The following is a 23,368-nucleotide window of genomic DNA, read 5'->3' as shown; positions in this document are numbered from 1 at the left end:
TTGCCCCCTGCCCCGGTTCTTTAGAGGGCCGAGCCCTCGACCTGAGGCTTCAGTCGATTCACCGCATTGGTTACTTCTTCATGATGAGGATGTATAGCCAGCGCACGTTCATACGCATCCAGTGCCTTGTCGGGCTGTTCGATGATCTCAAAAATCAGGCCAAGCCCGAAAATAGCCTCGTAGTTATTCGGGTTCAGCGTCAGCGCATGTTCCAGATCAGCCGCGGCCATGCCAAAGCGATCCATCCCAAAAAACGCCGAAGCACGCAGGTGCCACCCTTCGGCAAAGCCGGGCGCATGGTCGGTCAGGGCCGTAAGGTGTTCAACCGCGGTCAACACATCCCCGTCATCCAGCGCCTCGCGCCCGCGTTCCAGCAACAAATCCGCCGAGGCCGAGCCCGATTGCGACCAAAGAGCTTTGAGTTGACGGTCGATAGCAATCGCCTGTTCCGGCGTGGAAAGCGCCAATTGCTGTAGCAAGGCGTCCTCGTCCCGCGAATCCGCCTGTTGTGCCACCGAACTGGTGGAAAACATGACCGTGACAAAAAGTGCCGTGACGGTACGTTTGAGATTGTTGATTGCAATGCCCATAACAATGTTCAGTGTAGCGTTGCGACCGGGGATGTCCATTCACGGCGCAGAAACAATATGAGGAACACCATGAGCGACATTCTTGAAAAAGCCGCAGCCGCGCTGAACGAAAAGCTGTCCGGCGGCGATTTCGACGCATCGGCCAAATTTACCATCGCCGATCTGGGTGCTATCGTACTGGACGCGGACGGCGCACGTGTCAGCGATGACGACGCAGATGTCACCCTGAGCGCAGATGCGGATACGTTCGAACAAATCCTCAGCGGCGACCTGAACCCCACCGGTGCGTTCATGTCGGGCAAGCTGAGCGTGGATGGAGACATGGGTATTGCCATGAAACTCGCCTCGGTGCTGGCCTGATGAAGTTCTCGCCGGCCCCTTTCTTTGAAGACGTGGCCGGCGGACCTGCCGGTGGTGCGGCCCATTGGGTGACGACTGCGGACGATACGCGTATCCGTGTGGGTCACTGGTACCCCGAAGGTGCAACAAACGGCACGGTGATAATGTTCCCCGGCCGGACGGAATACATCGAAAAATACGGCAACACGGCGGTTGAATTTATCGACCGTGGGTTTGCCTTTCTGGCCGTTGACTGGCGCGGTCAGGGGTTGGCAGACCGTTTGCTGGACGATCCCCGGGTCGGCCATGTCGACCAGTTCACCGATTATCAACAAGACGTACACGCAACTTTGGAACTTGCCGCCCAACTTAATCTGCCCAAACCGTGGTACGTGATCGGACATTCGATGGGCGGCGCAATTGGTCTGCGCGCGGTGCTGGAGCGAGACGTTTTTGCAGCCTGCGCCTTTACCGGCCCGATGTGGGGGATCTTTTTCACTCCGATCATGAAACCGCTCAGCCGGTTGACGGCCTATTGGGGGCCACGAATTGGGCTGGGTGAGAAAACGCCTCCGACCACGTCGCTGGAAAGTTACGTCGCCTCACAACCCTTCGAAGGCAACATGCTGACGCGCGATGCGGCGATGTATCAAATGATGAAAGACCAGCTTGAGGCGCACCCGGAACTGGCCCTTGGCGCGCCTTCGACCATTTGGCTGCGCGAGGCGCTGGACGAATGCGCCTGGCTGATGGAACAAACCGCTCCCGCGACGCCCGCCCTGACCTTCCTTGGCAGTCACGAGCAAATCGTTGACCGCAAAGCGATCCGGGCGCGGATGGCCAACTGGCCCAGCGGCACACTGGTTGAAATTCCCGATGGAGAACATGAGGTACTGATGGAGGCGCCTGACGTGCGCGGGCCCGTCTTTGATCAACTGACGGCACATTTTTTGGCCGCCCACTCGGACACACCGACCTCGGCTGCTCTTTCCAGCTAAACAAAACCTCAAGCAAAGGCGGCTTGTGATCCGGGCCGCCCGCGCCTAGATGTTTGCCAAAGCAGATATTCCGAGGTGATCCATGCGCGACCTTCCCTTTCCCGTCCGTGACGCAAACGCAGCCGGAGGCGCCGGCGATCTTGGCAACCTGCCCGAATGGGATCTGACTGATCTGTACAGCTCGGAAGAAGCGCCGGAACTGGACCGCGATCTGGAATGGCTTGAGGGCGAATGCGCGTCCTTCGCCGCCGACTACGAAGGCAAGCTGGCCGATTTGGATGCCGAAAGCCTGCTGAACTGCGTGCAGCGCAACGAAAAGATCAACGCTATCGCGGGCCGTATCATGTCCTTTGCCGGTCTACGTTATTACCAACTGACCACAGATGCTGAGCGCGCCAAATTCCTGTCGGATATGCAGGAGAAAATCACCATTTACACCACGCCGCTGGTGTTCTTCACGCTTGAGATCAACCGCATCGACGATGACGCGCTGAAAACAAGTTTTGGTGCAAACGCCGATCTGGCCCGTTACGAGCCCGTGTTCCGCCGCATTCGCGCGATGAAGCCCTATCAGCTGTCTGATGAGCTAGAAAAATTCCTGCACGATCTGGGCGTTGTAGGTGACGCTTGGGAACGTCTGTTCGACGAAACCATCGCCGGGCTGACATTCACTGTTGATGGTGAAGAACTGAACATCGAAGGCACCCTGAACCTGCTGACTGAACAGGACCGCTCCAAGCGTGAGGCGGCGGCGCGGGAACTGGCGGCTGTGTTTCAGGACAACGTCAAAACCTTCGCCCGCGTTCACAACACGCAGGCCAAGGAAAAGGAAATCGTCGACCGTTGGCGCAAAATGCCCACGGCACAAACCGGTCGCCACCTTTCAAACGATGTCGAACCCGAGGTGGTCGAGGCCCTGCGCGAGGCTGTTGTGGCTGCGTACCCCAAGCTCAGCCACCGCTACTACGAACTGAAGCGTAAGTGGCTTGGTCTGGACATCATGCAGGTCTGGGATCGCAATGCGCCGCTTCCGATGGAAGACACCCGCATCGTGGGCTGGGACGAAGCCGAGAAAACCGTGATGGACGCCTATAACGCGTTCGACCCGCGTATGGGCGAAATCGCGGCACCGTTCTTTTCGAAGGGCTGGATCGACGCGGCTGTAAAACCGGGCAAGGCACCGGGCGCATTTGCGCATCCAACCGTCACCGAGGTGCACCCCTATGTCATGCTCAACTATCTGGGCAAGCCGCGCGACGTGATGACCCTTGCGCATGAACTGGGCCATGGCGTGCATCAGGTTCTGGCCGCAGATCAGGGTGAGATGCTGTCATCCACCCCGCTGACCCTGGCCGAAACCGCCAGCGTATTCGGCGAGATGCTGACTTTCCGCAAAATGCTGGACCAGGCAGAAACGCCCGAGCAGCGCAAGGTGCTGTTGGCCGGTAAGGTAGAGGATATGATCAACACGGTTGTCCGTCAGATCGCCTTTTATGATTTTGAATGCAAACTGCACGCGGCACGGCGTGAAGGCGAACTGACCCCGGATGACATCAACGCCCTGTGGATGAGTGTTCAGGCTGAAAGCCTTGGCCCCGCATTCGAATTCATGGACGGGTACGAAACCTTCTGGGCTTATATCCCGCATTTCGTCCACTCACCCTTCTATGTCTACGCATATGCGTTTGGGGATGGGTTGGTGAACGCGCTCTATTCCGTTTACGAAAGCGGGTCCGAAGAGTTCGAAGACAAGTATTTCGAAATGCTGCGCGCCGGTGGGTCCAAACACCACAAAGAACTGCTTGCCCCGTTCGGGCTGGACGCCAGCGATCCGAAATTCTGGGACAAGGGCTTGTCGATGATTTCGGGCTTCATCGACGAATTGGAAGCGATGGAAAACTGATCACTTCTGACTTTTGGTCGTCAGGAACACGGCGGCTACGATCAACACCGCCCCAAGGGCTGCAATCGGCGTGATTGCGGCCCCGAGAAACAGCGCCGAGTTGATGAAAGTGAACACGACCGAGGCGGCGAACATCAAGGTCGCTGTCAGCGTCGACACCCGCGCGGCGGCCTCGTACCACAAGTAATAGGCCAGCGCGGTCGGAAGCACCCCCAGCAGGAGCAGGAAGACCACGTCATTGGCCGTCGGAACTTGCAACGAAAACACGGCCAGCGGCAGCAACAAAACGCCAGAACATAGGAATATCCCGAAGAGGAAATTCAGACGCTCTGCGGTTGATTCCGAATTGCGCATCGCGCGGCTGCTTGAGATCAGAAATACCGCCCAGCTGAGGCCCGCACCGATTTCAAGCAGATCGCCGAACAAGGGGTCTCCGCCCCCTTGGAAATCCTGATAAACTGTTAGAAAAACGCCCAGAATTGCCAACGCTGTGGCCAGAACATCGGTGCGTGTGACGGGGGTGTCGGCAAAGAAGTACAAAAACACCAGCACGAAGAATGGCGCCGTATTTTCAAGCACCATCGCATTGGCCGCACCGGTATATTCCAAGCCGATATGGAACAGGATGTAGTTGACGACCGTCGACAGAACCGCCAGCCGAAAGTTCCAGTCGCTCAGACGGATCGACACGGCAACCCGCATCACGCGCAGCATGCAATAGATGGCCATTGCGGCAATGAACAGGCGCGTCACCGCAATTTGCAGCCCGCCCAGATCGCTGGTCAGATAGCGCACGATAACGCTGTGTGTGCCCCAAAGGAAGGCGGCCAGAAACCCAAGCACCAGACCATTTTGAAAAAGCTTGGTGTCGGGCATCCTTCGGATCCGGTTACTTCAACTGACTGTCTTTAGAGCCACGCCGATTGATCCCAGAACGCGCTTTGAAAGCCCCATCCCGTTCCTGCTGGCAATCCAGACACAATTTGACGCCCGGCAAGGCCAAACGCCGTTTCTCGGGGATCGGTTCCTCGCATTCGGCGCAATGGGTCAGGCTTTCGCCCACTGGCTGCTTTTGCGCTTGCATCCGGGCAAGCTCATCCGAAATGGATACTTCGATCTGTTCACTCACTGCGCCGTCACGCGCCCAACCGCCTGCCATGGCGTCCTCCTGATCAGGTGCACGCCAGATTAGCCGAGCCGGACGCGACGTGGCAAGTCAGAGGGAAACCGCCCCTTCCAGCACGCGATCGATCATCTCCTGCGTCCCGCGTGAGAATTCAAGCGGACATGGGTATTTGACACCTTCGCGCACGGATCGGCAAAACGCCTCGACCTGCAGCTTGTAATGGTCATCCCCGGGAAAGCGCGTGACCTGAACTTCAAGCCCCGGACGGTGCAATTCCACGCGCGCCTCACCAAAGACGCGTGCGTTGAACGGAGCTGTCAGGCGAATAACCCCACCTTCGCCGTGAAACACCATCTCTTGATGCGGATGCATGCGGATCGAGACATAGGCGGAATAGGTAAAATCTGGAAATTGTGCGCGAATCTCCGTGAAAGTGTCGATCCCTTCCTGCCATCGGATGGCTGACTCCACCCGCACAGGTTCCTGCCCTGTCGCAAACCGCGCGCCGCCGATCACATAGACACCGATGTCGCGCAGCCCGCCACCGCCGGTCTCGGCACGATTGCGGATGTTTCCGGTATCCGCGCGATTGTCGAAACTGAAGGCACCGGTCACATGCACCAATTTGCCGATGGCCCCATCGGAAATCAACTTTCGCACCAATTGCCACTGCGGATGATGGACGATCATGTAAGCCTCGGCCGCCAGCAGCCCGGTCTTATCCCGTTTTTTGATCAGGGTGTCGAACTCGGCCCCGGTCATGGCCATCGGCTTTTCACACAGTACATGCTTGCCCGCTTCTAGTGCCTTCAGACTCCATTCCACATGCAGGTGGTTGGGCAAAGGAATATAAACAGCCTCAATCTGAGGGTCCGCAAGCAACGCGTCATAACTGTCATAAACCACCAAGTCAGAACAAAAGGCCCGAAACGGTTCAGCCTTGGCAGTATCCGACGTGGCCAACCCGGCCAAACGCGCGCCGTGGGCCGCATGAATCGCCGGTGCCATGAATTGCCGCGCGAATTTGGCAGCACCCAGAACGCCCCATTGAACTGGTATATGCATAATTTCCTCCGACATGTGTAATCAGGGGCGATCCAAGCGTTATCGCTAACAGCCCCATTTCCTGACCTTCTAGCAACCATCCGACGTTAAGTCAGGCTTTTATCTGCATGGAACCTTCGTAGTCTGCCCCCAATGGTTGAAAGGGAGTGAGAATGAAACGGGTCCTCAAGTGGATTGGCGGTCTGCTGTTGCTTGCAGTTGTGGTCGGTGCCGTCGTGTTTTTCGGATTTCTTCCGTCTTACATTGAAGCTGATCGGAACAACGTGATCGCCCATGCCCCCTATGCGGTGTCCGACGATGCCGCCGCATTGCACGAAATCCTGATCGTCGGCGACTTACACGCGGACCCCCTTTTATGGAGCCGTGATCTGACCGAACGAGGCACCCGCGGTCAGGTAGATATCCCACGACTGATCGAGGGTAACGTCGCGCTACAGGTCTTCACCGCCGTCACCAAATCCCCTGCCGGTCAGAACTATGAGGCGAACTCGGCTGAGTCTTTTGATAACATTACCCTTTTGGCCATCGGACAGTTGTGGCCATTGCGCACGTGGGACAGCCTGAAGGAACGCGCCGTCTATCAGGCGGAAAAGCTACATCAGTTCGAAGCGGCCTCGGACGGGCATCTGAAAGTCGTCAAGACAAGGGCTGACCTGGACGCCGTGCTGGCTGCCCGCGCGGCAGGCCAACCCGTTGTCGGAGGCATCCTGGGCATTGAAGGCGCGCATGCGCTAGAGGGCGATCTGAACAATCTGGACGCTCTGTTCGACGCCGGCCACCGAGTGTTTGGACTGCACCACTTTTTTGACAACGAACTTGGCGGATCATTACATGGGGTGGGCAACGCTGGCCTGACAGAGTTCGGCCGTCAGCTTGTGGCGGACCTAACGCAACGGCCCGTAGTGATCGATTTGGCCCATTCCAGCCCTCAGGTCGCGCGTGACGTGATCGATATGACTGATGTTCCCCTGATCGTCAGCCACAGCGGCTTGCACGGATTCTGCCCGGTCAAACGCAATTATCCCGACGATCTGATGCAACAGATTGCCGCCACCGGCGGTGTAATCGGCATGGGCTATTGGGCGGACGTTACCTGCGGGGACATCACCCCGACCGGCATCGCCAAGATGATAAAGGCAGCCATCCAGACCGTTGGCGAAGACCATGTCTCGTTGGGGTCAGACTATGATGGCTCAGTAGAAACCGCATTTGACACATCGGAATTGGCGGCCCTGACCTCGGCATTGTTGGATCAGGGATTGACCGAAGCTCAGGTTCGGAAAGTGATGGGTGAGAATATGGTGAGAGTTTTCCAGCAACAATTGAACTAGTTGCACCTTGTGATTCAAATTGTTGAAATTTAAATGAGATTCGGTGCCGCCAAACCGGATCTTATCCGGGCTCTCAATTGATAAATCCGAATTTCGTGATCCGTTTTCCAACTCTCCCCGTAACAACTTTATCGCCGGGGAGAGAAACCTGACCTGTCAGCATTACTCCCGATCAAAAGGCGCGCAACCGGGTGGGAGATAAACCGATATGCCAGCTAATACAGAACTACCTTCGATTACCGGAAAAGTCCTGGAACTAAGCGGGGACCCGGGATCCTTCGACCATAACGCTCATGATTTCGACATCCTTCGCGAGGCTGTTCTTGCAGCAGGTCTGGACGGAGCGTTGGCCGACCCCAACGCCGATCTGACCGTTTTTGCGCCGAAAGATGCGGCATTCATCGGATTGGCTCAGGCATTGGGCTTTGAAGGCTCGGACGAAGCCGGAGCGATCAATCACATCGTGAAAGCCCTGACCCTTTTAGGCGGTGGCGACCCGATTCCTCTGCTGACCGAGATTCTAACCTATCACGTCGTCGATGGGTCATTCACGAAACAAGAGGTCGTCAGTTTTGGTGACGGTGCGGCCATCGAAACGCTGCAGGGTGGTGAAGTGGAACTGAACCTTTCCAGCATGCCACCCAGCTTGGGCGATGCGGACCCGGGAATCGACGATCCAGGTCTTGTCGGTTTCGACGTTCCCGCCTCGAACGGGATCATCCACGTTTTGGATGGGGTACTACTGCCAGTTTCCGTGACCGGCATCCTGGGCCAGAAGAATACAGATTTCATTCTGGGAGATGACTCGGACGAATTCCACTTCACCGGTCGTGGCAAAGATTTTGTGCATGGTGGTGGCGGAAATGACGTCATCGGCGCCGGTCGCGGTAAGGATATTGTTCTAGGTGGTGATGGCAATGACACCATTTTCGGCGGGCGCGGCATGGATATACTGCGCGGCGATGATGGGAACGACAAAATCTTTGGCGGTCGCGGCAAAGACCTGATCGATGGCGGCGCTGACGATGACTTTTTGGTCGGCGGCCGTGGGCGTGACACCTTTTTCTTCGATGAAGGCGACGGAGAAGATACCATCCTCGATTTCGAGATCGGCAAGGACAAGATCGACCTCAGCGCCTATGACGGTATCGACAGCTTCGAGGATATCGAAGACCACATCGAAAGTGGGTTCTTCCGCACCACAATCGAGTTGGGAGATGGCGACAGCATTGACTTGCTTGGCGTTGGAAACGGTCAACTGTCGGAAAGCGATTTTATCTTCGCGTAAACGAAAAAGCCCGCCATCTAAGGCGGGCTTTCTTTGCTTGGGTCCGTCTCAAACGTTGCCCAGCATCCCTTTTTCACGCGCCAATTCGCGCATTTTCTTTTGGAGCTTCTCAAACGCACGAACCTCGATCTGACGAATACGCTCGCGGCTGACATTGTACTGCGTACTCAGGTCCTCCAGCGTGACGGGCTGATCCATCAAGCGGCGCTGAGTCAGGATGTCCTTTTCCCGATCATTCAGGACTTCCAGAGCAGCCGCCAGAAGCTCGCGCCGGGCGTCCAGCTCGTCGCGGGCTTCGTAATCGCCAGCCTGATCGGCATCCTCATCCTCAAGCCAATCCTGCCACTGCATGGTGCCTTCGCCTTCGGACCCAACAGTCGCGTTCAACGAAGCGTCGCCACCGGACATACGGCGGTTCATGCTGATGACTTCTTCTTCGGTCACGCCCAGATCATTGGCGATCTGCTTGACGTTCTCGGGACGCAGGTCGCCTTCTTCCAGCGCACCAATGCGTGCCTTGGCTTTGCGCAGGTTGAAGAACAGCTTTTTCTGCGCGCTGGTCGTGCCCAGTTTCACCATGGACCACGACCGTAGGACGTACTCTTGGATCGAAGCGCGAATCCACCACATGGCATAAGTCGCCAACCGGAAACCTTTTTCCGGGTCGAACTTTTTGACAGCCTGCATCAGGCCCACGTTGGCCTCGGAAATCACCTCGGCCTGCGGCAAACCATAACCGCGATAGCCCATGGCAATCTTGGCCGCCAATCGCAGATGCGATGTGACCATTTTATGAGCCGCTTCAGTATCTTGTTCCTCGACCCAACGCTTCGCCAGCATGTACTCTTCTTCCGGCTCCAGCAGCGGAAACTTGCGAATTTCCTGCATATAGCGGTTCAGGCCGCCTTCTGGCGTCGGCGCGGGGAGATTTGCGTAATTTGCCATGATTCATGTCCCTCCGACAAATGTTTAATTCGTTAACATGGGATATGGGAGGTCGTCCCAATCCGTTCAAGAGGTACCGTTAACAGTTTGGAATTAACGATAGATAAAGGAAACCAAAGAAAGTCTTAATCACGTAACTTTGCGCATTATGTCAGCGGTGCGCGAAGCTGTTCAATCAGTTTCTGCATATCTTCGGGCAATTCGGCCTCAAACCGCAGGTTTTCGCCAGTTACCGGGTGTTCAAAACCCAACACAGCGGCGTGGAGCGCCTGCCGCGGAAAGGCTCTCACGGCCTCGGCTGTGGTCGCGCTGAACGCCTTGGCGGCCAGTTTTCGCTTGCCGCCGTAAACCGGATCGCCCACCAAACCGTGCCCGGCATGGGCCATGTGTACGCGGATCTGGTGCGTGCGCCCGGTCTCCAACCAGCATTCGATCAAAGCCAACCCTGCTGGTGATCCAAAAACCTCAACCAGACGTTCCCGCGTCACCGCATGACGCCCGCCATGAAACAGCACCGCCTGCCTTTGCCGGTCGGTCTTGTGCCGTGCCAGTTGCGTGGTCAGGCGCATGATGTTTCCGGGCTCGAAGCTGACGCCTTTGACACCGCGCAAACGAGGGTCATTGGCATCCGGCACGCCGTAGCAAATCGCGCGATAGTAGCGCTCGACCGTGTGCGCCTCGAACTGTGCAGCCAGACCGTGATGGGCCGCATCGGATTTCGCCACCACCAGCAGGCCGCTGGTTTCCTTGTCGATGCGATGTACAATTCCGGGACGCTTGACCCCGCCTACCCCGGACAGGTCGTCACCGCAGTGATGCAGCAACGCATTGACCAATGTACCGCTCGGAGACCCCGGCGCAGGATGCACAACCATGCCCGCCGGTTTGTTGATAACGATCAGGTCTGCGTCCTCAAAGACAACCTCCAACGGGATATCTTCGGGACCAATATGGCTGTCCTCTGCCTCATTCACGGTAATCGCCACGGATGCGCCCTCGGCCACTTTGGCTTTTGGGTCGCGCGCCTCGATGCCGTCGATCAGAACAGCGCCCTGATCAATCAGCCGGGCCAACCGCGTGCGCGAGAGGTTTTCATCGGCTGGCACATCCCGCGAAAGCGCCTTATCAAGACGAGGCGGCGGATCGGCCGCAATCTGAAATTCAATCTGGCGGGTGCCCATGACTGTCCCTTCCGAACCCCAAGAACCGCAGGAAACACCGCAGCTTCGCCTGCTGCGGAGAATGGTCATGTTGTTGACCGCGGTGATGATTGGCGGGGTTCTAGTGACATTCGCGCTGATTGTCATCCGACTATCGGACGGAACCCCCACCCTGCCCGATCAGATCGAGCTTCCAGACGGCGCCAAAGCACAGGCAGTGACAATCGGCAGCAACTGGTATGCGGTGGTGACCGATGACAACCGTATTTTGATCTTTGACAAAACAACCGGTCGCCAGCGTCAGGAAATCACCATCGAACGGTAGGGTTCAATCCTCTAGCGCCATGCGAAAGACGATCTCGGACGCGCGGCGCAGGGCGTCGTATTCCTCGGGCGTGTCGCGTCGGAATTTCTGGTCTTCTTCGTTTAGCTCAACCGGTTCAAACAACCTTGGCCGGTCGGGAAAGAACTCTTGCTGGAATGTGACGTCTTGCTTGGTCAAATACTCATCCAGCCAGGCCCGCTCGTCCGGCTCCAGCACATCATAGCGCCGGATCATGACCGGATCACTGACCACGCGCCGACGCAGCTGGCGACTTTCCTTGCGCCCCATGGAACGTGAGACAATGCCAAAAGCTTCGCTGGCCACACGCGACTGAGATTGGTTAGCGGGCCGTTTAGCCGCCGTGCCTTCCGGCAAAGGCACGCCTATGCGCGACATGAAATCATCCACGATATGGCCTTGGACCATCTGCGCGCGATCATACATCATCGGGACAATCGTAACGCCCGGAAAAGCCTGCCGGATTTGGTCCAGTTTCGCCGAAAAGGTGAAGGTCCCAGGGTCATTCTTGATTTTCGCCAGCCTGTCCCGGACATATTCCGACGCGCTGGTGCCCATACGGCCATTCTTAGCGCGCTGCTTGTAGTCGGCTTCAAAGAAATCCGAGTAGCGGCGGCAATAGTAGGTGATCCTTAAGTCGCGAGAGGGGATTTCCGCGAATACCTGTGCCAACTTGTTCAAATCACAGGAATAGAACATCTCTGAAGACACTAGGCAGGTCTGATCGCTGTGCGCCTCATACTCGGTTGCCATCAACGCGCGGAACGGGTCCATCGACTCATTGGTCTGATTGATGCGAAAGGCGATGATGTTGTGGCTGATCGCCAGACGTCCGCTCCCTTCCAACCGACGACGGCCCGCCTCAAGATAATGCAAGCCGACATCAGCCAGTGGGGCCTTGTTCTGACGCACATATGCCTGCAACGCAGTCGTGCCGGTCTTGGGCATACCTATATGCAGCCAAAGCATCACAGGCCTCCTGTTTCAAAGAGAATTCCGCTCATTCCCCGTGACTGGCGGCAAAGTCGGCCGTCATCTGCTGCATAAGGTCCTGCATCTCGGGCAGTGCCCGGAGGTCGGAAATCTTCTGCCTGTGCAGATCGCAGGACAAATGATGCAGCCGGGCCGTTTCAGGATCTGACAGCAACTCGTAAAAATGTTCGCGCTTGCGATCCAGGATGACATCGATCGAGCCATCTTCCTCGGCGTTTTGGTTCATCATGTTCCAATAGTCCATGCCAAGGCTTTCCCCCAGATGGTGGGCCCGCCCGCGCATTTTCTTGACCAGGTAGCTTTCACAGGACTTCAGCGCATAGTGATTGATCTGCACCAGATCATACCCAATGGAATCCCGTGCCGAGCGCCAACTGGCACTAAAATACCGGTCCGGCATCAATTGCCCCGATCCGTTGTACCAGTGACAATCTTCCATGGTCTCAACTGTCGGGCGTTTGGGTCGATGAACCCCCAGCGCACTCCAAAGTTCGCGCTGAAACATCGTTTTGAAACCCCAAGCTTGCGGTGGACGGTATTTCTGCTTTTGCGCCGCTCGTCGAAACTGGTCCGACAGGAATCGATCCTCATATCGAACGACACCAGCATTTCCGAACAGGCGCCATGTCATCGAAATCATCTTGGCGTCCGGAACGGCATCGGTCAGCGCGCGCAGAGTGTTATCCCCAGTTTTGACGTTGATGTGTTCATCGGCGTCAATCACGATCACCCAGTCTTGCGGCCGCGCGACCTCCATCTTAAGGAATTTTCTGTAGGCGCGCTTTTGGGGGCTGGTCTGACGGCGCGAATTATTGTCGACATGGGTCAGAATGCCCCTTTCATCCAACCGCGTCAGCAACTCATCGGTGCCATCGGTGCAGTCATTGGTCATCACCACTATTTGGTCGATGCCGATTGCCCGGTTATGGGCCACCCATTCCAGCACAAAGGGGCCCTCATTCTTCATGGGGGTTACGCTGACATAACGGGGGTCCTGATCAGACACTTATTCGCCTCATGTTTTACCGCCTATTGAACTTGCAGCCGATGTCCTGCGGTTTTCGCTCGGGCCACAGCTTAGGTCTACTGACCACAGCAGCCAAGAGCAATCCGGCAACGTTTTGAAAGCGTGTGCCATTCTCATAGTGTTCGCGCCAACTGGTTTGCAAATCGCTTGTAGGGCGGGAACAGATCATGCGCTTTTTGCAAGTAGGACCTTGCTTTACCTTTGTTTCCACGACGAAGGTAAATTTGCCCAGCCATACCTTGTATCGACGCGGTTGCATCGTCGAGGTCCGCTGCCTGCAGAATCTGACTTTCCCCCTGCTCAGAGGCACCAGTTCTTTCCAAGAAGCGCCCCATTGCAAAGATCAAAAAAGGGTTGTCCGGATCGCAGGCCAACGCTTCTGCCATGGTCAGCCTTGCCCGTTGTTGATCACCCTCATCCTCGTAAAGTTCAGCAAGTCTTTTATAATACAGCGAATTTTCAGGTCTGCGTGAAACGACCTCTCGGGTGATATCGATGGCCCGAGACCTAGAAAATTCGCCCGTATGCGTGCGCAAGACTGCTTCGAAACTCATTTTTCGAAGGTCGTCGCCCGGAATATCCGTTGCTCTTTCCAAACTTTCTGCAAGCAACGCAATCCGAGCCGGATTGCTAAACAATCTTTTTGCCTTTTGATCCAAAGCCAAGTCCGACCAGTCAAATAGGATAAAGTCAAAGTTACAGGGTAACCGGATAAGCGCCTTTCGCTGCGCGAGGTGAGAATTAAAGTTGAACCAAGGCCGTCTGATGAGTTTTTGCAGTGACCAATCCGTTGGAGGCAGAACACGCAAAGCCAACTGGTCGCGATAAAAAGCACGCGAACCAAGCACAACGACATCAGGCCTAAGTGGTTTTGCCCAGAATGCCTGACTGAAAGCCCTTGCCGCGCGCCATCTTTTCTTCAGCCGACCCAGGACCGCACATTGCAACGCGCATAGAACCGCATAGTCTTCCGGCCATAGGTTGTCGTTTTTAAGGGCCTCCTCGGACATGGCGAGCGCTTCGTGCCATCGACCAAGGTAAAAAAGGTTTAAGGCCTGAAGGAGCGGCAGAAATGCGTTGTCCGCCCCGGCCTTCAACAATGGCTCCGCAAGCTCCAGTGCCTCTTGAGAACGGTCATCGGAGCCAAACTGAAACATGTGAAACAAGACTTTGGCGTAGATATGCGATGCTTCTGACGTATTCAGAAATCCATCGGAGCCGCCCTTCAGCCTCTGGACAACGCGTTCGTTGGCAATTTGGATTTCGTCCTCACTCATCAAGTCGCGAAATACTTTGCGTTGTTGCCCGGAAATCCGCGCTGCCGCCATCGAAAAGGCCGAGATAACGGGCGCAATCACCTGATCTGCCCGCGACATCGTGTACAGCTCTAGAAAATCACGTTGCGCGCGGGTCATGCTCGACAAATCGGCTATGTCTGACATCTGGAGTAACTGAGGATAGCGCTTTTGAAAACGGGTGATCAGTTCGGGCTGATCGGAAAACATGATGGCCGTTTGTCCGGAGGTTTTCTCCAGATGCGCCTCGTACAGTTCTTCGGGCTCGATCTTGGCGGGCCAGGTTGTGTGTTTCCACGGCGAACCGTTCAGAATGTCGCCCCGCCGGATGTGATAAGCCGTCACCCCCTGTCCCGACAGCTTTTCATCCGCCCGGTCCATGATGGCGCGGATTTCCTCCGTAAAGCCGATCTGATGGATGAAATCCCGATACCGAGGGCGGATCGCTTCGATATCTTCCCAGGGAAAGGCCAGCACTTCGAACCCTTCCTCAACCACAACCGACCGGCCCGAATTGAGATGCGCGATCAGGCGGTCTGGGGTTTTGTCCCCCTGAAAGGTCCAGATTGGCAAAGCCTTGTCGCTGAGTTTTTCAAACGCCTTTGCACTGAGGAATTGCGCATCCATCCAATCCTGGGCAAACAGTTCCTGCGGATGATCCAGCTCGGGTGCATCCGATCCTTTCGGAAACCAATTAACCTTGTAAGTGGTGTTAAAATCCTCGGCCAAACGAATGCAGGTCAGCATCATCAGCAGGCGCGCGCCCATGCGGTCTTTGCGCTGGCCGATGAACACTCCTTTCGCAGGCGTCATTGGGACTTCTCTGCCTCAACCAATGCGGCGCGACGCAGTATGCGGAACTTATGGCGCGCCTGACCCACCAACTTTGGGTGACGTTCGCCTGCCTGCGCCTCAATCGCGCGCATCACCATCGGCAACCGGCGCCGTGCGCGCATCATCTGATAGAAATCACCTGCCTCAAGCGATCCGTCCATAGCCCTCTGCATGACGGGCTTGAGGATACCCAGCTTGCGCAACATAGGGGCTGCAAAATGGTTCGAAAACCATGTCTTAAGCAGCATGACATTTTCACCCTTCAGCCGAGTGACCTGCTGCCGGTCAAGGTCGAAAAACGGGTCATAGAAGACATAGGCCTTACCCGCCTGCTTCACCGTCTGCGCGGCGTCACCGTATGGCAGATCCCAATCCTGCACCCGCCCGAAACGATACCGCGTTTCCCACGGGACCAATCGTTCATCCAGTGACGTCTGAGGGTTAAATGCGATCACATTTGCGCCCGGGACCAATATAGAAAAGGTCAGCGCCCCGAAGCCACCCATCGAGGCCCCGGCAAAGACGACCTGGTCGAACTGATCGAAAAACCCTTCGGCTGCGCGGTTCTGGAAATACGTGATGATCTCGGGATCTCGATACCAGGCCTTGGTGCGCGCGAATATCCCCATATGCGACCAGCCCTCATCACGAAAGAACTTCCAACCCCAAGGTTCACGCGCAAAGGACAGGTCGTTCGCATTGGCGATATTGTCAAAACTGACAACCAGTTGCGAGGCAGAGCGTTGATGAAACAGCACCGAATGGCGTTCCAGCTTTTGCAGGAAACCGGCCCCATCTCCACCAGGATAGAGTTCGACAAACCACGGCGGTGCAGGGTCGGTCAGAATACGTTCATACCCCGTCTTGCGGTCGGGGTGATCTGGTTTCAACTGCTCTTTCGAAAGGTCGTCTGCCATGATCTTCAGATAAGATTATCCGCCAGCCAAACCCGAAAATCCACCCAGTCAGGCCGCATTTTTATCTCGGCGACCTTGGCACGGTGCCAGTCACAGGCCTTTGCGTGCAGCGCGCCCAACGTTTCGTCCGCCTTCAGCTCTGCCAACAATGGCGCCGCGCGCCGTGCGATGGGCTGAATGGATTGGTCAGCTTCTTTGTTGGCATTCATGTCCTGCCAGTAGGATTGCCCCTGATCCACTTTGATATGGTTGGTCCTCCCCCGGTCTCGCTTGATCAGAAATCCGTCCAGCGATCGAACCGAGTAATGATGCAGGCGCCCAAGTGAATGATCGAACCCACGCCAAGCGCGCCAGCCCACCTTTTCGGCCGGAAACAGCTTGCCCCCGGCGTCAGACCAAGCAATCTCACTTTCCTTGCCTTCTTCCATACCCTTTGGGCGATGCGGGCCAAACCGGGTGAATTTGCCATTGTTGCGAAACAGGGTTTTAAGTCCAAACGCCCGGCCCGAATGGTATGGAAACTCCTGATCTCCCATCGCGAAGGTTTCGGTTACGGGCCTGTCTTCAAAACTGATATTGCCGGAACTGCCAAACAGTTTCCAAGCAAATGAAATCGCATCCACCTGCTGCCCTGCACGGTTTTCGACCTCGGTGATCAACGCGTCAAAGCTGTTGTCGCCGTGGCGGATGTTCCAGAACTCATCTACATCCAGACATAACAGCCAGTCCGCTTCCTTGACCTTAGGTTGACGCCGCGCCCGACGCAGCATCTGATGCTGTGGATTGCCCCCCTCTTTCACCTCGTTCGAGACATGGGTGGCCAACCCCAACTCCTGCAGTCGGCGGGCAATATCGTCGGTGCCATCGTCGCAATCGTTGGTGAAGACCACAAAGTGATCGACCCCCAATGTTTTATGAAACGCGACCCATTCCAGCATATAGGGGCCTTCGTTCTTCATCGTGGTGAATACGGTAATGGCCTGAGACATTAATACTTCCCGACTTGCGTTGACCTTCGTCATACACAACCCAGAGGGCGCGGGCGAGGCAGGAATTGGAGTAATCAGCAATCCGGCACAAACTGGTGCAACTCTACCCCGATTCAAAGGGCTGATCGCCATGAATTAAGAAGAGAATGGTGCGGTCGAGATGCATTGAAGACTTGAACGCGCATACTTCTGACCGTTTCTGGCTGCTTCAAGAAGTCGCCTAACTTACTGCAAAATATAAAAATATGGTTTCATTTCGCCTCAGAGTGGTTCACTGTGCCTCACACTAAAAGGTGGACCATAGGGTGGACCAAATTCCAGCACTCAACAAGCTATCATCAATGCAAGTGAAGAACACTCAAACCGGCTAGTGCTTGGATGGCGAGAACCTCTGGCTGCCAAAAACGACGGTGATGCTGGCAAGTAGTGCTTCGGGTTCATGTCCACAGGCTTCGCAGAGGGATGGGGTTGGGTGCTCTGTCAGCCATAGCTCTGAAGATTCACGCCAAGAAGTAGAGAAATGGCGACCCGTAGCCCGTAAAGGCAAAGACCCTATCAAAGAACAAGAACGGATACGCCGGGAAGCTGCTTAGACCGATCACGCTTTGACCGTGGTAGCGAAAGAAACCTTCAGGAAATTAGAGAGAGGCGAATACGCCAGATCTCGCATCAGATCAAATTTCGAGAAGAAGCTTACGGGTTCTTTCTCCGAGTTGTTGCCGCCGGGTAGGCACTGAGAACGGACAAAGTAGGCCAAAAGCACAAAGGTTGAACGTCTGATGAACGAGCGCGCGGATCGATTTAAACCAGCAAAATGAAAAACTCAGGGCGTTCTAATGTATTTTTTACACCAACAGCCTAGTCTCAATCACCATCCATATATGCAGTTTTTCAACCGATATTCGCCGCTCGACCTTCCGACATTTCAGCCATTTCGACGGCCTTGTCTATCAAGAACAACGCCTCCATCTTGGTTTTGGCTTTAAGCATAACTTCTTCGCTAACTTGGAAGCCAATTGGCCGACCTGAAGTGGTGTCACCGGAAATTTCTTTAAATGCCTCCGGAAGCGGAGCTCCAAACTGGTCCACGCTCAAATTAATTTGATTGTCGTAGATCACCAAGAACACGCCATTTCCCCAATAGGTCGCCACTTTACGCCCTTCCTGACTAGCTGACAGAACCGCTGTACCCGCTAAAGTCATGGCACTACGGAATTCACTGACCGTGCTCGTCTCATAGATTTGTTCGGCGCCTATACATTTCACCGCCACAAGCTTTGCAGCCATGGAGTGCATCGTTGAAAGCTGAATTACGTAGTTCTCAAATTCAGCTAACCCAATGAAACCGGGCAAATCTCCGAAACATTGCGGATCACTTAAGCGAACGTCCGGACTATTGCCAAAACACAACTCAAAATCCGCTTCAGCTTCCAGCACTTCGATTGCGGCTCTGCGTTCCGCTGCCATTCTATAGGCGTCAGACAACCTCTGCTTCAGATCAGAGAACTCAAAAGGCTTTGTAACGTAGTCCGTCGCCCCAACTCCGAATGCTTCGTCGATGTACTCTTTTTGCACCATGGCGGTCACCATGATAATAGGCGTGTAAGTGTACTCTGGTAATTTTCGCACTTCTTCGCAAAGAGTTATGCCGTTCATTTGCGGCATCTGCACATCCAGCAGCAAGCAGTCGAACGCTTCGTTAGGTCGTGACAGTATTTCAATGGCCTCTGGCCCACTTCTGGCGGTGACGACGTCTTTATAACCGAACGCGTCTAGAACTCTATCTAGCAACTCCAGGATGCTAGGATCGTCGTCTACAGCAAGTATACGCATAACTTTTCACCAACCTTTTACACCTCACCAAACGTTGGGCATTGCAGACTTCAGGCAACGGTTGGCTCGCGCATGATACACTCAGGGTTTTCTCATCCTCTCTTACGAAGGCGGCAAAACGGTGACACAAGGTGGGCTTCCTTATGTCTGTGCATTTTTTTTAATTTGCGCAATTCTTCCCGTGCGAGAGCGCATACTGAAAAGCAAATCCCTCCAATTCTTGATGCCATTTTAACTTTGCTCCTATCAGCCGTCACGACTGCCTCGAAATACTATCGGATAGCGAAACCGCGCCTGATCCATCGAGAATTTGAAAGGATTACATAGGAGAAGCTGTATTTTTTCAAAATGTTGCCAGACATGGGGAAAAAAGTGGAACCTGCGGGAGAAAATAGAGGCCAAGAACTTTCTAAAGTTTTTGGTCAATTAGCGAAGGTAACCAAAGGAAGGGAGGAGATTTAGACACACCTATCCATCTATTCGGGCAACTACCGCATAGGGTTGTGGACTTGCTGAGTTGAATCTTGCCATAAGTGTGTCAGAAATATGAGTAAAATATGGACCGACCACTCAGGTATAAGCAGACATACCCGGTCCCGGAGGGGCTTCCGGAACTGACACCTGCTAACGGCACTTCAGGCGCACCAAATACTTTGGCGCGACTAGAAATTTTTGCTGCCAATAGCAGTCCGCCAATGCCACGTGGCAACATTGGCAATATTCGCGCGACTACACTTAATTTTCGCAATATTTCCGAGCATGGCACCCTTCTGGCAAAATACCTTGAAACCAGAAAATCAATTTTCATTGACCAGTTAAAGTGGCAAGTTGGTGAAGCTGACGGGATGGAATTTGACCAATACGACACGCCAGCCTGTCGATGGGTTGTGTTGCATGAATTCGGTGAGATCTTAGGAGGTGTGCGACTTCTGCCCACGACTGCAGAGTGCGGGGTATACAGTTATATGCTGCGCGACGCGCAAAGAGGTATCCTTAAAGGAATACCAACTGACGTTCTATTTATTGACGCCCCGGTAAAGCGCTCTGTTTGGGAAGCATCCCGTTTCTTCGTGGCAAAGGATGTTGCATCGTCGCGCAGGCTTTCGGTTCAACAGGAGTTGTTTCACCAGATGACTACTGTCGCGATGGAAGGTGGTGCGACCAGCATCCTGGGCATCGTCCCCTCAGTCTGGGCACGGTGGTCACGGCGACTGGGCATCAATGCCTCGCCTGTCGGCGCAAAGTTTTCCATCGATGGCACCATCAGTCAGTCGGTTTTATTCAACATCCACAAGTAAATAGAACACCTCACCCACTAGATTGTCTTATTTACTCTTGGACGCCCGACGCATATTTCATTGCAACTAAGGTTGATTTTAAGACTATTGGGAAAACTCGGCTGTATTGCATTTTCGTGGGGTTTCCAGAGTCGATGCTTAGACTTCCAACCGTTGTTCATTTCCGTAGTTTTGCGATCGTAGACTGCCCTTTAGCGCCAACAGATTGCCGAAAAAATAACGTTAAGAGAAAGCGACGCTAGTTCACAACAATAACTGGCAATTCGTTATTGAGGCCGTTGGCGCCAAATAAAGGTCAAGAAAAAGCCCCTTTCTACGAAGACTTTCTCCATTTTTGCCGCTGTTTCGGCCCACTCTCCTCATAAGTTTATCCCGTTATGAGGATATCGACGGTTCACCAGTTATGAGACATTCCACATTTGGCAGTGATCGGTTCCAAAGAAAATTAGAGCATCGAGCGCAAAGAAAGACCGCACTTACTGTACTGGCGGTTGATGATGATCCTGACATTTTGAAATTGCTCCAGTCAGCACTTCCTGAACTCGAAAACTGCAATGTGGCTGCTGCCAGTTCAGCTGATGAAGCGCTTGGGATAATAGAAGCAGCAGAATCCCCGTTCGACTGTCTGCTTGTTGACATTCAGATGCCTGGAACCTCAGGGATAGAGTTGCTTTCGCAAATCCGAAACCTGCCGGAAAATCTGGAAACACCTGTCATAATGCTGACTGCACTGGATGACAGGCACAACATCGAGAAGGCATTTTTAGAAGGCGCGTTTGATTATGTAACTAAACCCTTCGACTTCTTTGAATTGCGCAGCCGTATGAACGCTGCTCACCTTCTGATGATGGAAAGAAGGAAAACCCAATCCTCATCGGCGTCGATAGAAAACCTTCGCAGTGAGTTGGATTTCAACCAGAAATTCAATTTCGAGGATCCTTTGTCTATCGACGAGCAGGAACAATGCTTGGGGTATGTCGAATTCGATAACTATGTCGAGCAGCTTTCACGGAGGCGTCGATTTGACACCTGGGTCACCGCAATCAAATTTCGTGACGCCGAGTATCACTTTGATCTGAAGAATTTTGGTGATTTTCGGCGATCTGTTTCCGACATTGGATTCTGCATTGAAAGAACAACACAGGCTGCTGGAGGAATCTATTCCTATCGCGGGAGTGGCGCATTTCTCGTTGTTACACATGGGCGGGAACGCACCCAGAATATTCCGACCGAAGCTTTCCTAAACCAAGATCTAGGGACTGTTCTCAGCAACCGCTGCGCATCTGTCCATCTTAAAGTGGTGAAAGGTACACCGGTATCGCTTCGTTCTTTTACGAAGGTTGGAGCATTCGCCTCTTTGGACACGGCTATCAAAAAAGTGAATCATCGTGAGGCCAATCTCAGAAAGGGTCTGGTTACAACCTCTTCCACATTTTCAGAGCCCACACCGCATCGCAAAGAAATGGTCAACGATAGATTGTTTGATGTAGTCTTGCGTGAGCTGTACGGCGATAACACTTACCTCACTCGCCGGCAGTAAGCTAATTCTATCGCCAGGCCTGACGTCGATCAAAGGTCAGGCACTGGAGTTTAGATATCAACTTTATTCGCGAACCCGTTTGGCATTGAGGATGAGTGGGCCACTGGTACGCATGGTGAATGTCAAAACTGGTTCCGGTAATTCAGTCTCTGTAATCGAAAAATTTATTCGACGGAGCACCGAAGCCATAAGTACCATGATTTCAGTTTCAGCGTACTGAGCACCAATGCAGATTCTGGGACCATCTCCAAATGGAATGTACTGACCTCGAGGTAGTGTAGATCCCAAGAACCGTTCCGGTCGATAGTGGTCAGGAGCATCCCATAGTTTTTCGTTTCTGTGCAAAGAATAAACTGGGAAGAACAGCGCGTCACCATTTGCAATCTCTACCCCTTTGATTTCAAGGTCAGCAGTTGCGTCTCTAGCAAAGAACGCGGCTGAAGGGTAAAGCCGCAGCGTCTCTTTTACATGGGCGCGCAGGAGTGGCATTGCCTCCAGGTCAGAAAACTCCATTGGACCTTTGGGGCGAACCGACCGAATTTCTTGTCTAACCTTAGCTTGCATATCTTGGTGCAACGCCAGCAGATAATACCCCCAGGCCAGAGCGTTGGCGGAAGTTTCATGACCAGCGACGACAAAGGTTAAAAGGTTGTCAACGGTTGTCGCTTCATCCTCGAAATCTGTTTTCAACGCCTCAATCATGAAATCGAGGAAATCCTGTGGCTCGCTGCGGCATTCGGAGCGACGCTGATCAATAACCTGTCTGGCAAGGTTCCGCATATTAGTCACCGGGGCCAGGCTGCGTAGCCAATTCTTGCGCGGCACCCACTTTGGCAAACCCATTAAATCGAAAAGAGACAAATCAGAAATGTACTCAAAATACTTGATCAGCCCCACGCGTATTTGCTCTGAACTGACTTTCTTGTTACCCGAAAAAATCACCCTGGAAATATTCGTCAACGTTGATGCAGGCGCAATTTGTGCAACATCTACGGGGCCTTCGTGTTCCGCCAATGAATCTGCAATCTCGACACCAGTCTCTGCAAAATGCCGAGCCAGAACCGGGAGGTTCCTGGCGGCGAATAGTGGAGAATACCTACGCCGCTGCTGACGCCATTTTTCCCCTTCAGAGAGTATCAACCCGTTGCCTACAGCCGATCCAATAATGTCTTTAGTGAACTTGGCTTTGGGAAACGAACGGCCCTGCCCGACAAGTAACTCGGTTATTATTTCAGGATCGCAGATATAGTGTATGTTTAAAGGCCCACGAACATAAGTTTCACGCAGAGTTTCGGCCGGGATGACTTCAAACATGTTTCGACCCGCGGACCTTGCAAACTGAAGCAGTGTCACCGGCTTTTTTGCAAGCCTAGCCGAAACAGGAGCGACAGCGCCCTGCCCCAACTTCGTAAATTCAACTGCAGTCAAACCCCAACCCTTTTAGATTTTCTCCTTCTTTATGGCACATTAAGATAAAAAAAATTGCACTTAGCAACGAGATCGTCAATTCTGGGCGCCCCACACTGCATTTGCGCAACAAAAATTTTTCAACCT

Annotated in this window: 21 protein-coding genes; 8 read left to right on the top strand and 13 right to left on the bottom strand. The window is 54.1% G+C overall.

Annotated elements, in window-relative coordinates; genetic code table 11:
- Nucleotides 1–20: 20 nt before the first annotated feature.
- On the bottom strand, nt 21–629 hold the full coding sequence (locus ACR3EP_RS03285) for a tetratricopeptide repeat protein (RefSeq protein ID WP_170548351.1): 609 nt from the start codon (nt 627–629) through the stop codon (nt 21–23).
- 30 nt (nt 630–659) lie between these two features.
- Between ACR3EP_RS03285 and ACR3EP_RS03280 the strand changes: the two genes are divergently transcribed.
- The 3 genes from ACR3EP_RS03280 to ACR3EP_RS03270 all read left to right on the top strand — a co-directional run bounded on the left by ACR3EP_RS03280 (nt 660) and on the right by ACR3EP_RS03270 (nt 3,830).
- The gene (locus ACR3EP_RS03280; protein WP_480636317.1) at nt 660–950 is read left to right on the top strand and encodes an SCP2 sterol-binding domain-containing protein; all 291 of its coding nucleotides are present in this window, start codon (nt 660–662) and stop codon (nt 948–950) included.
- Nucleotides 950–1,927: an alpha/beta fold hydrolase gene (locus ACR3EP_RS03275; protein WP_480636315.1), complete on the top strand. Its 978-nt coding sequence runs from the start codon at nt 950–952 to the stop codon at nt 1,925–1,927. Before ACR3EP_RS03280 ends, ACR3EP_RS03275 begins: the two co-directional genes overlap by 1 nt.
- An 82-nt stretch (nt 1,928–2,009) precedes the next feature.
- The gene (locus tag ACR3EP_RS03270) at nt 2,010–3,830 is read left to right on the top strand and encodes a M3 family oligoendopeptidase (protein WP_480636313.1); all 1,821 of its coding nucleotides are present in this window, start codon (nt 2,010–2,012) and stop codon (nt 3,828–3,830) included.
- Here the strand turns inward: ACR3EP_RS03270 and ACR3EP_RS03265 are convergent, their stop codons facing one another.
- The 3 genes from ACR3EP_RS03265 to ACR3EP_RS03255 are packed head-to-tail and all read right to left on the bottom strand — an operon-like array spanning nt 3,831 to nt 6,021.
- Nucleotides 3,831–4,706, bottom strand: coding sequence for a DMT family transporter (locus tag ACR3EP_RS03265; RefSeq protein WP_170348375.1), 876 nt, complete (start codon nt 4,704–4,706; stop codon nt 3,831–3,833). It abuts the gene before it with no gap.
- A gap of 13 nt (nt 4,707–4,719) precedes the next feature.
- Nucleotides 4,720–4,989: a DksA/TraR family C4-type zinc finger protein gene (locus tag ACR3EP_RS03260; protein ID WP_170409441.1), complete on the bottom strand. Its 270-nt coding sequence runs from the start codon at nt 4,987–4,989 to the stop codon at nt 4,720–4,722.
- 57 nt (nt 4,990–5,046) lie between these two features.
- On the bottom strand, nt 5,047–6,021 hold the full coding sequence (locus tag ACR3EP_RS03255) for a Gfo/Idh/MocA family protein (protein WP_480636311.1): 975 nt from the start codon (nt 6,019–6,021) through the stop codon (nt 5,047–5,049).
- 152 nt (nt 6,022–6,173) lie between these two features.
- On the opposite strand from ACR3EP_RS03255, the gene ACR3EP_RS03250 reads away from it, so the two are divergent.
- Nucleotides 6,174–7,352, top strand: coding sequence for a dipeptidase (locus tag ACR3EP_RS03250; protein WP_170357938.1), 1,179 nt, complete (start codon nt 6,174–6,176; stop codon nt 7,350–7,352).
- A 208-nt stretch (nt 7,353–7,560) separates the two neighbouring features.
- A complete protein-coding gene (locus tag ACR3EP_RS03245) occupies nt 7,561–8,640 on the top strand; it encodes a fasciclin domain-containing protein (RefSeq protein WP_480636309.1) in 1,080 nt (359 codons plus the stop codon).
- 48 nt (nt 8,641–8,688) lie between these two features.
- On the opposite strand, the gene rpoH is transcribed toward ACR3EP_RS03245, so the two are convergent.
- Both rpoH and ACR3EP_RS03235 read right to left on the bottom strand, forming a co-directional pair.
- The gene (gene rpoH / locus ACR3EP_RS03240) at nt 8,689–9,585 is read right to left on the bottom strand and encodes an RNA polymerase sigma factor RpoH (RefSeq protein ID WP_170348370.1); all 897 of its coding nucleotides are present in this window, start codon (nt 9,583–9,585) and stop codon (nt 8,689–8,691) included.
- A gap of 146 nt (nt 9,586–9,731) precedes the next feature.
- Nucleotides 9,732–10,766, bottom strand: coding sequence for an RluA family pseudouridine synthase (locus ACR3EP_RS03235; RefSeq protein ID WP_480636307.1), 1,035 nt, complete (start codon nt 10,764–10,766; stop codon nt 9,732–9,734).
- Between ACR3EP_RS03235 and ACR3EP_RS03230 the strand changes: the two genes are divergently transcribed.
- A complete protein-coding gene (locus ACR3EP_RS03230) occupies nt 10,765–11,070 on the top strand; it encodes a DUF6476 family protein (protein ID WP_480636305.1) in 306 nt (101 codons plus the stop codon). The two genes, ACR3EP_RS03235 and ACR3EP_RS03230, sit on opposite strands and share 2 nt — an antisense overlap.
- A 3-nt stretch (nt 11,071–11,073) precedes the next feature.
- Here the strand turns inward: ACR3EP_RS03230 and ACR3EP_RS03225 are convergent, their stop codons facing one another.
- The 6 genes from ACR3EP_RS03225 to ACR3EP_RS03200 all read right to left on the bottom strand — a co-directional run bounded on the left by ACR3EP_RS03225 (nt 11,074) and on the right by ACR3EP_RS03200 (nt 18,976).
- On the bottom strand, nt 11,074–12,057 hold the full coding sequence (locus tag ACR3EP_RS03225; RefSeq protein ID WP_425080819.1) for a hypothetical protein: 984 nt from the start codon (nt 12,055–12,057) through the stop codon (nt 11,074–11,076).
- Nucleotides 12,058–12,088: 31 nt separating this feature from the next.
- Nucleotides 12,089–13,087, bottom strand: coding sequence for a glycosyltransferase family 2 protein (locus tag ACR3EP_RS03220; protein ID WP_480636303.1), 999 nt, complete (start codon nt 13,085–13,087; stop codon nt 12,089–12,091).
- A 134-nt stretch (nt 13,088–13,221) separates the two neighbouring features.
- The gene (locus tag ACR3EP_RS03215; protein WP_480636301.1) at nt 13,222–15,132 is read right to left on the bottom strand and encodes a hypothetical protein; all 1,911 of its coding nucleotides are present in this window, start codon (nt 15,130–15,132) and stop codon (nt 13,222–13,224) included.
- 80 nt (nt 15,133–15,212) lie between these two features.
- The gene (locus ACR3EP_RS03210) at nt 15,213–16,154 is read right to left on the bottom strand and encodes a hypothetical protein (RefSeq protein ID WP_170548324.1); all 942 of its coding nucleotides are present in this window, start codon (nt 16,152–16,154) and stop codon (nt 15,213–15,215) included.
- Nucleotides 16,155–16,159: 5 nt separating this feature from the next.
- Complete coding sequence (locus tag ACR3EP_RS03205) at nt 16,160–17,143, bottom strand: glycosyltransferase family 2 protein (RefSeq protein ID WP_170548321.1); 984 nt, start codon at nt 17,141–17,143, stop codon at nt 16,160–16,162.
- 891 nt (nt 17,144–18,034) lie between these two features.
- Nucleotides 18,035–18,976, bottom strand: a complete 942-nt coding sequence (locus tag ACR3EP_RS03200) for a response regulator (protein ID WP_480636299.1) — start codon at nt 18,974–18,976, stop codon at nt 18,035–18,037.
- A gap of 557 nt (nt 18,977–19,533) precedes the next feature.
- On the opposite strand from ACR3EP_RS03200, the gene ACR3EP_RS03195 reads away from it, so the two are divergent.
- Both ACR3EP_RS03195 and ACR3EP_RS03190 read left to right on the top strand, forming a co-directional pair.
- Nucleotides 19,534–20,274, top strand: a complete 741-nt coding sequence (locus ACR3EP_RS03195; protein ID WP_480636297.1) for an acyl-homoserine-lactone synthase — start codon at nt 19,534–19,536, stop codon at nt 20,272–20,274.
- A 403-nt stretch (nt 20,275–20,677) separates the two neighbouring features.
- Nucleotides 20,678–21,814 (top strand): response regulator, encoded by a 1,137-nt coding sequence (locus ACR3EP_RS03190; RefSeq protein WP_480636295.1) that lies wholly within the window; start codon nt 20,678–20,680, stop codon nt 21,812–21,814.
- Between the two features lie 63 nt (nt 21,815–21,877).
- On the opposite strand, the gene ACR3EP_RS03185 is transcribed toward ACR3EP_RS03190, so the two are convergent.
- Nucleotides 21,878–23,128 carry a cytochrome P450 gene (locus tag ACR3EP_RS03185; protein WP_480636294.1) on the bottom strand — a complete coding sequence of 417 codons (1,251 nt, stop codon included), beginning with the start codon at nt 23,126–23,128 and terminating at the stop codon, nt 21,878–21,880.
- Nucleotides 23,129–23,368 lie beyond the last annotated feature (240 nt).

The organism is Ruegeria sp. BB10 (genome assembly GCF_056535725.1).
The sequence above is the reverse complement of the archived record's forward strand: the minus strand, read 5'-3'. Positions and strand labels throughout refer to the sequence as shown.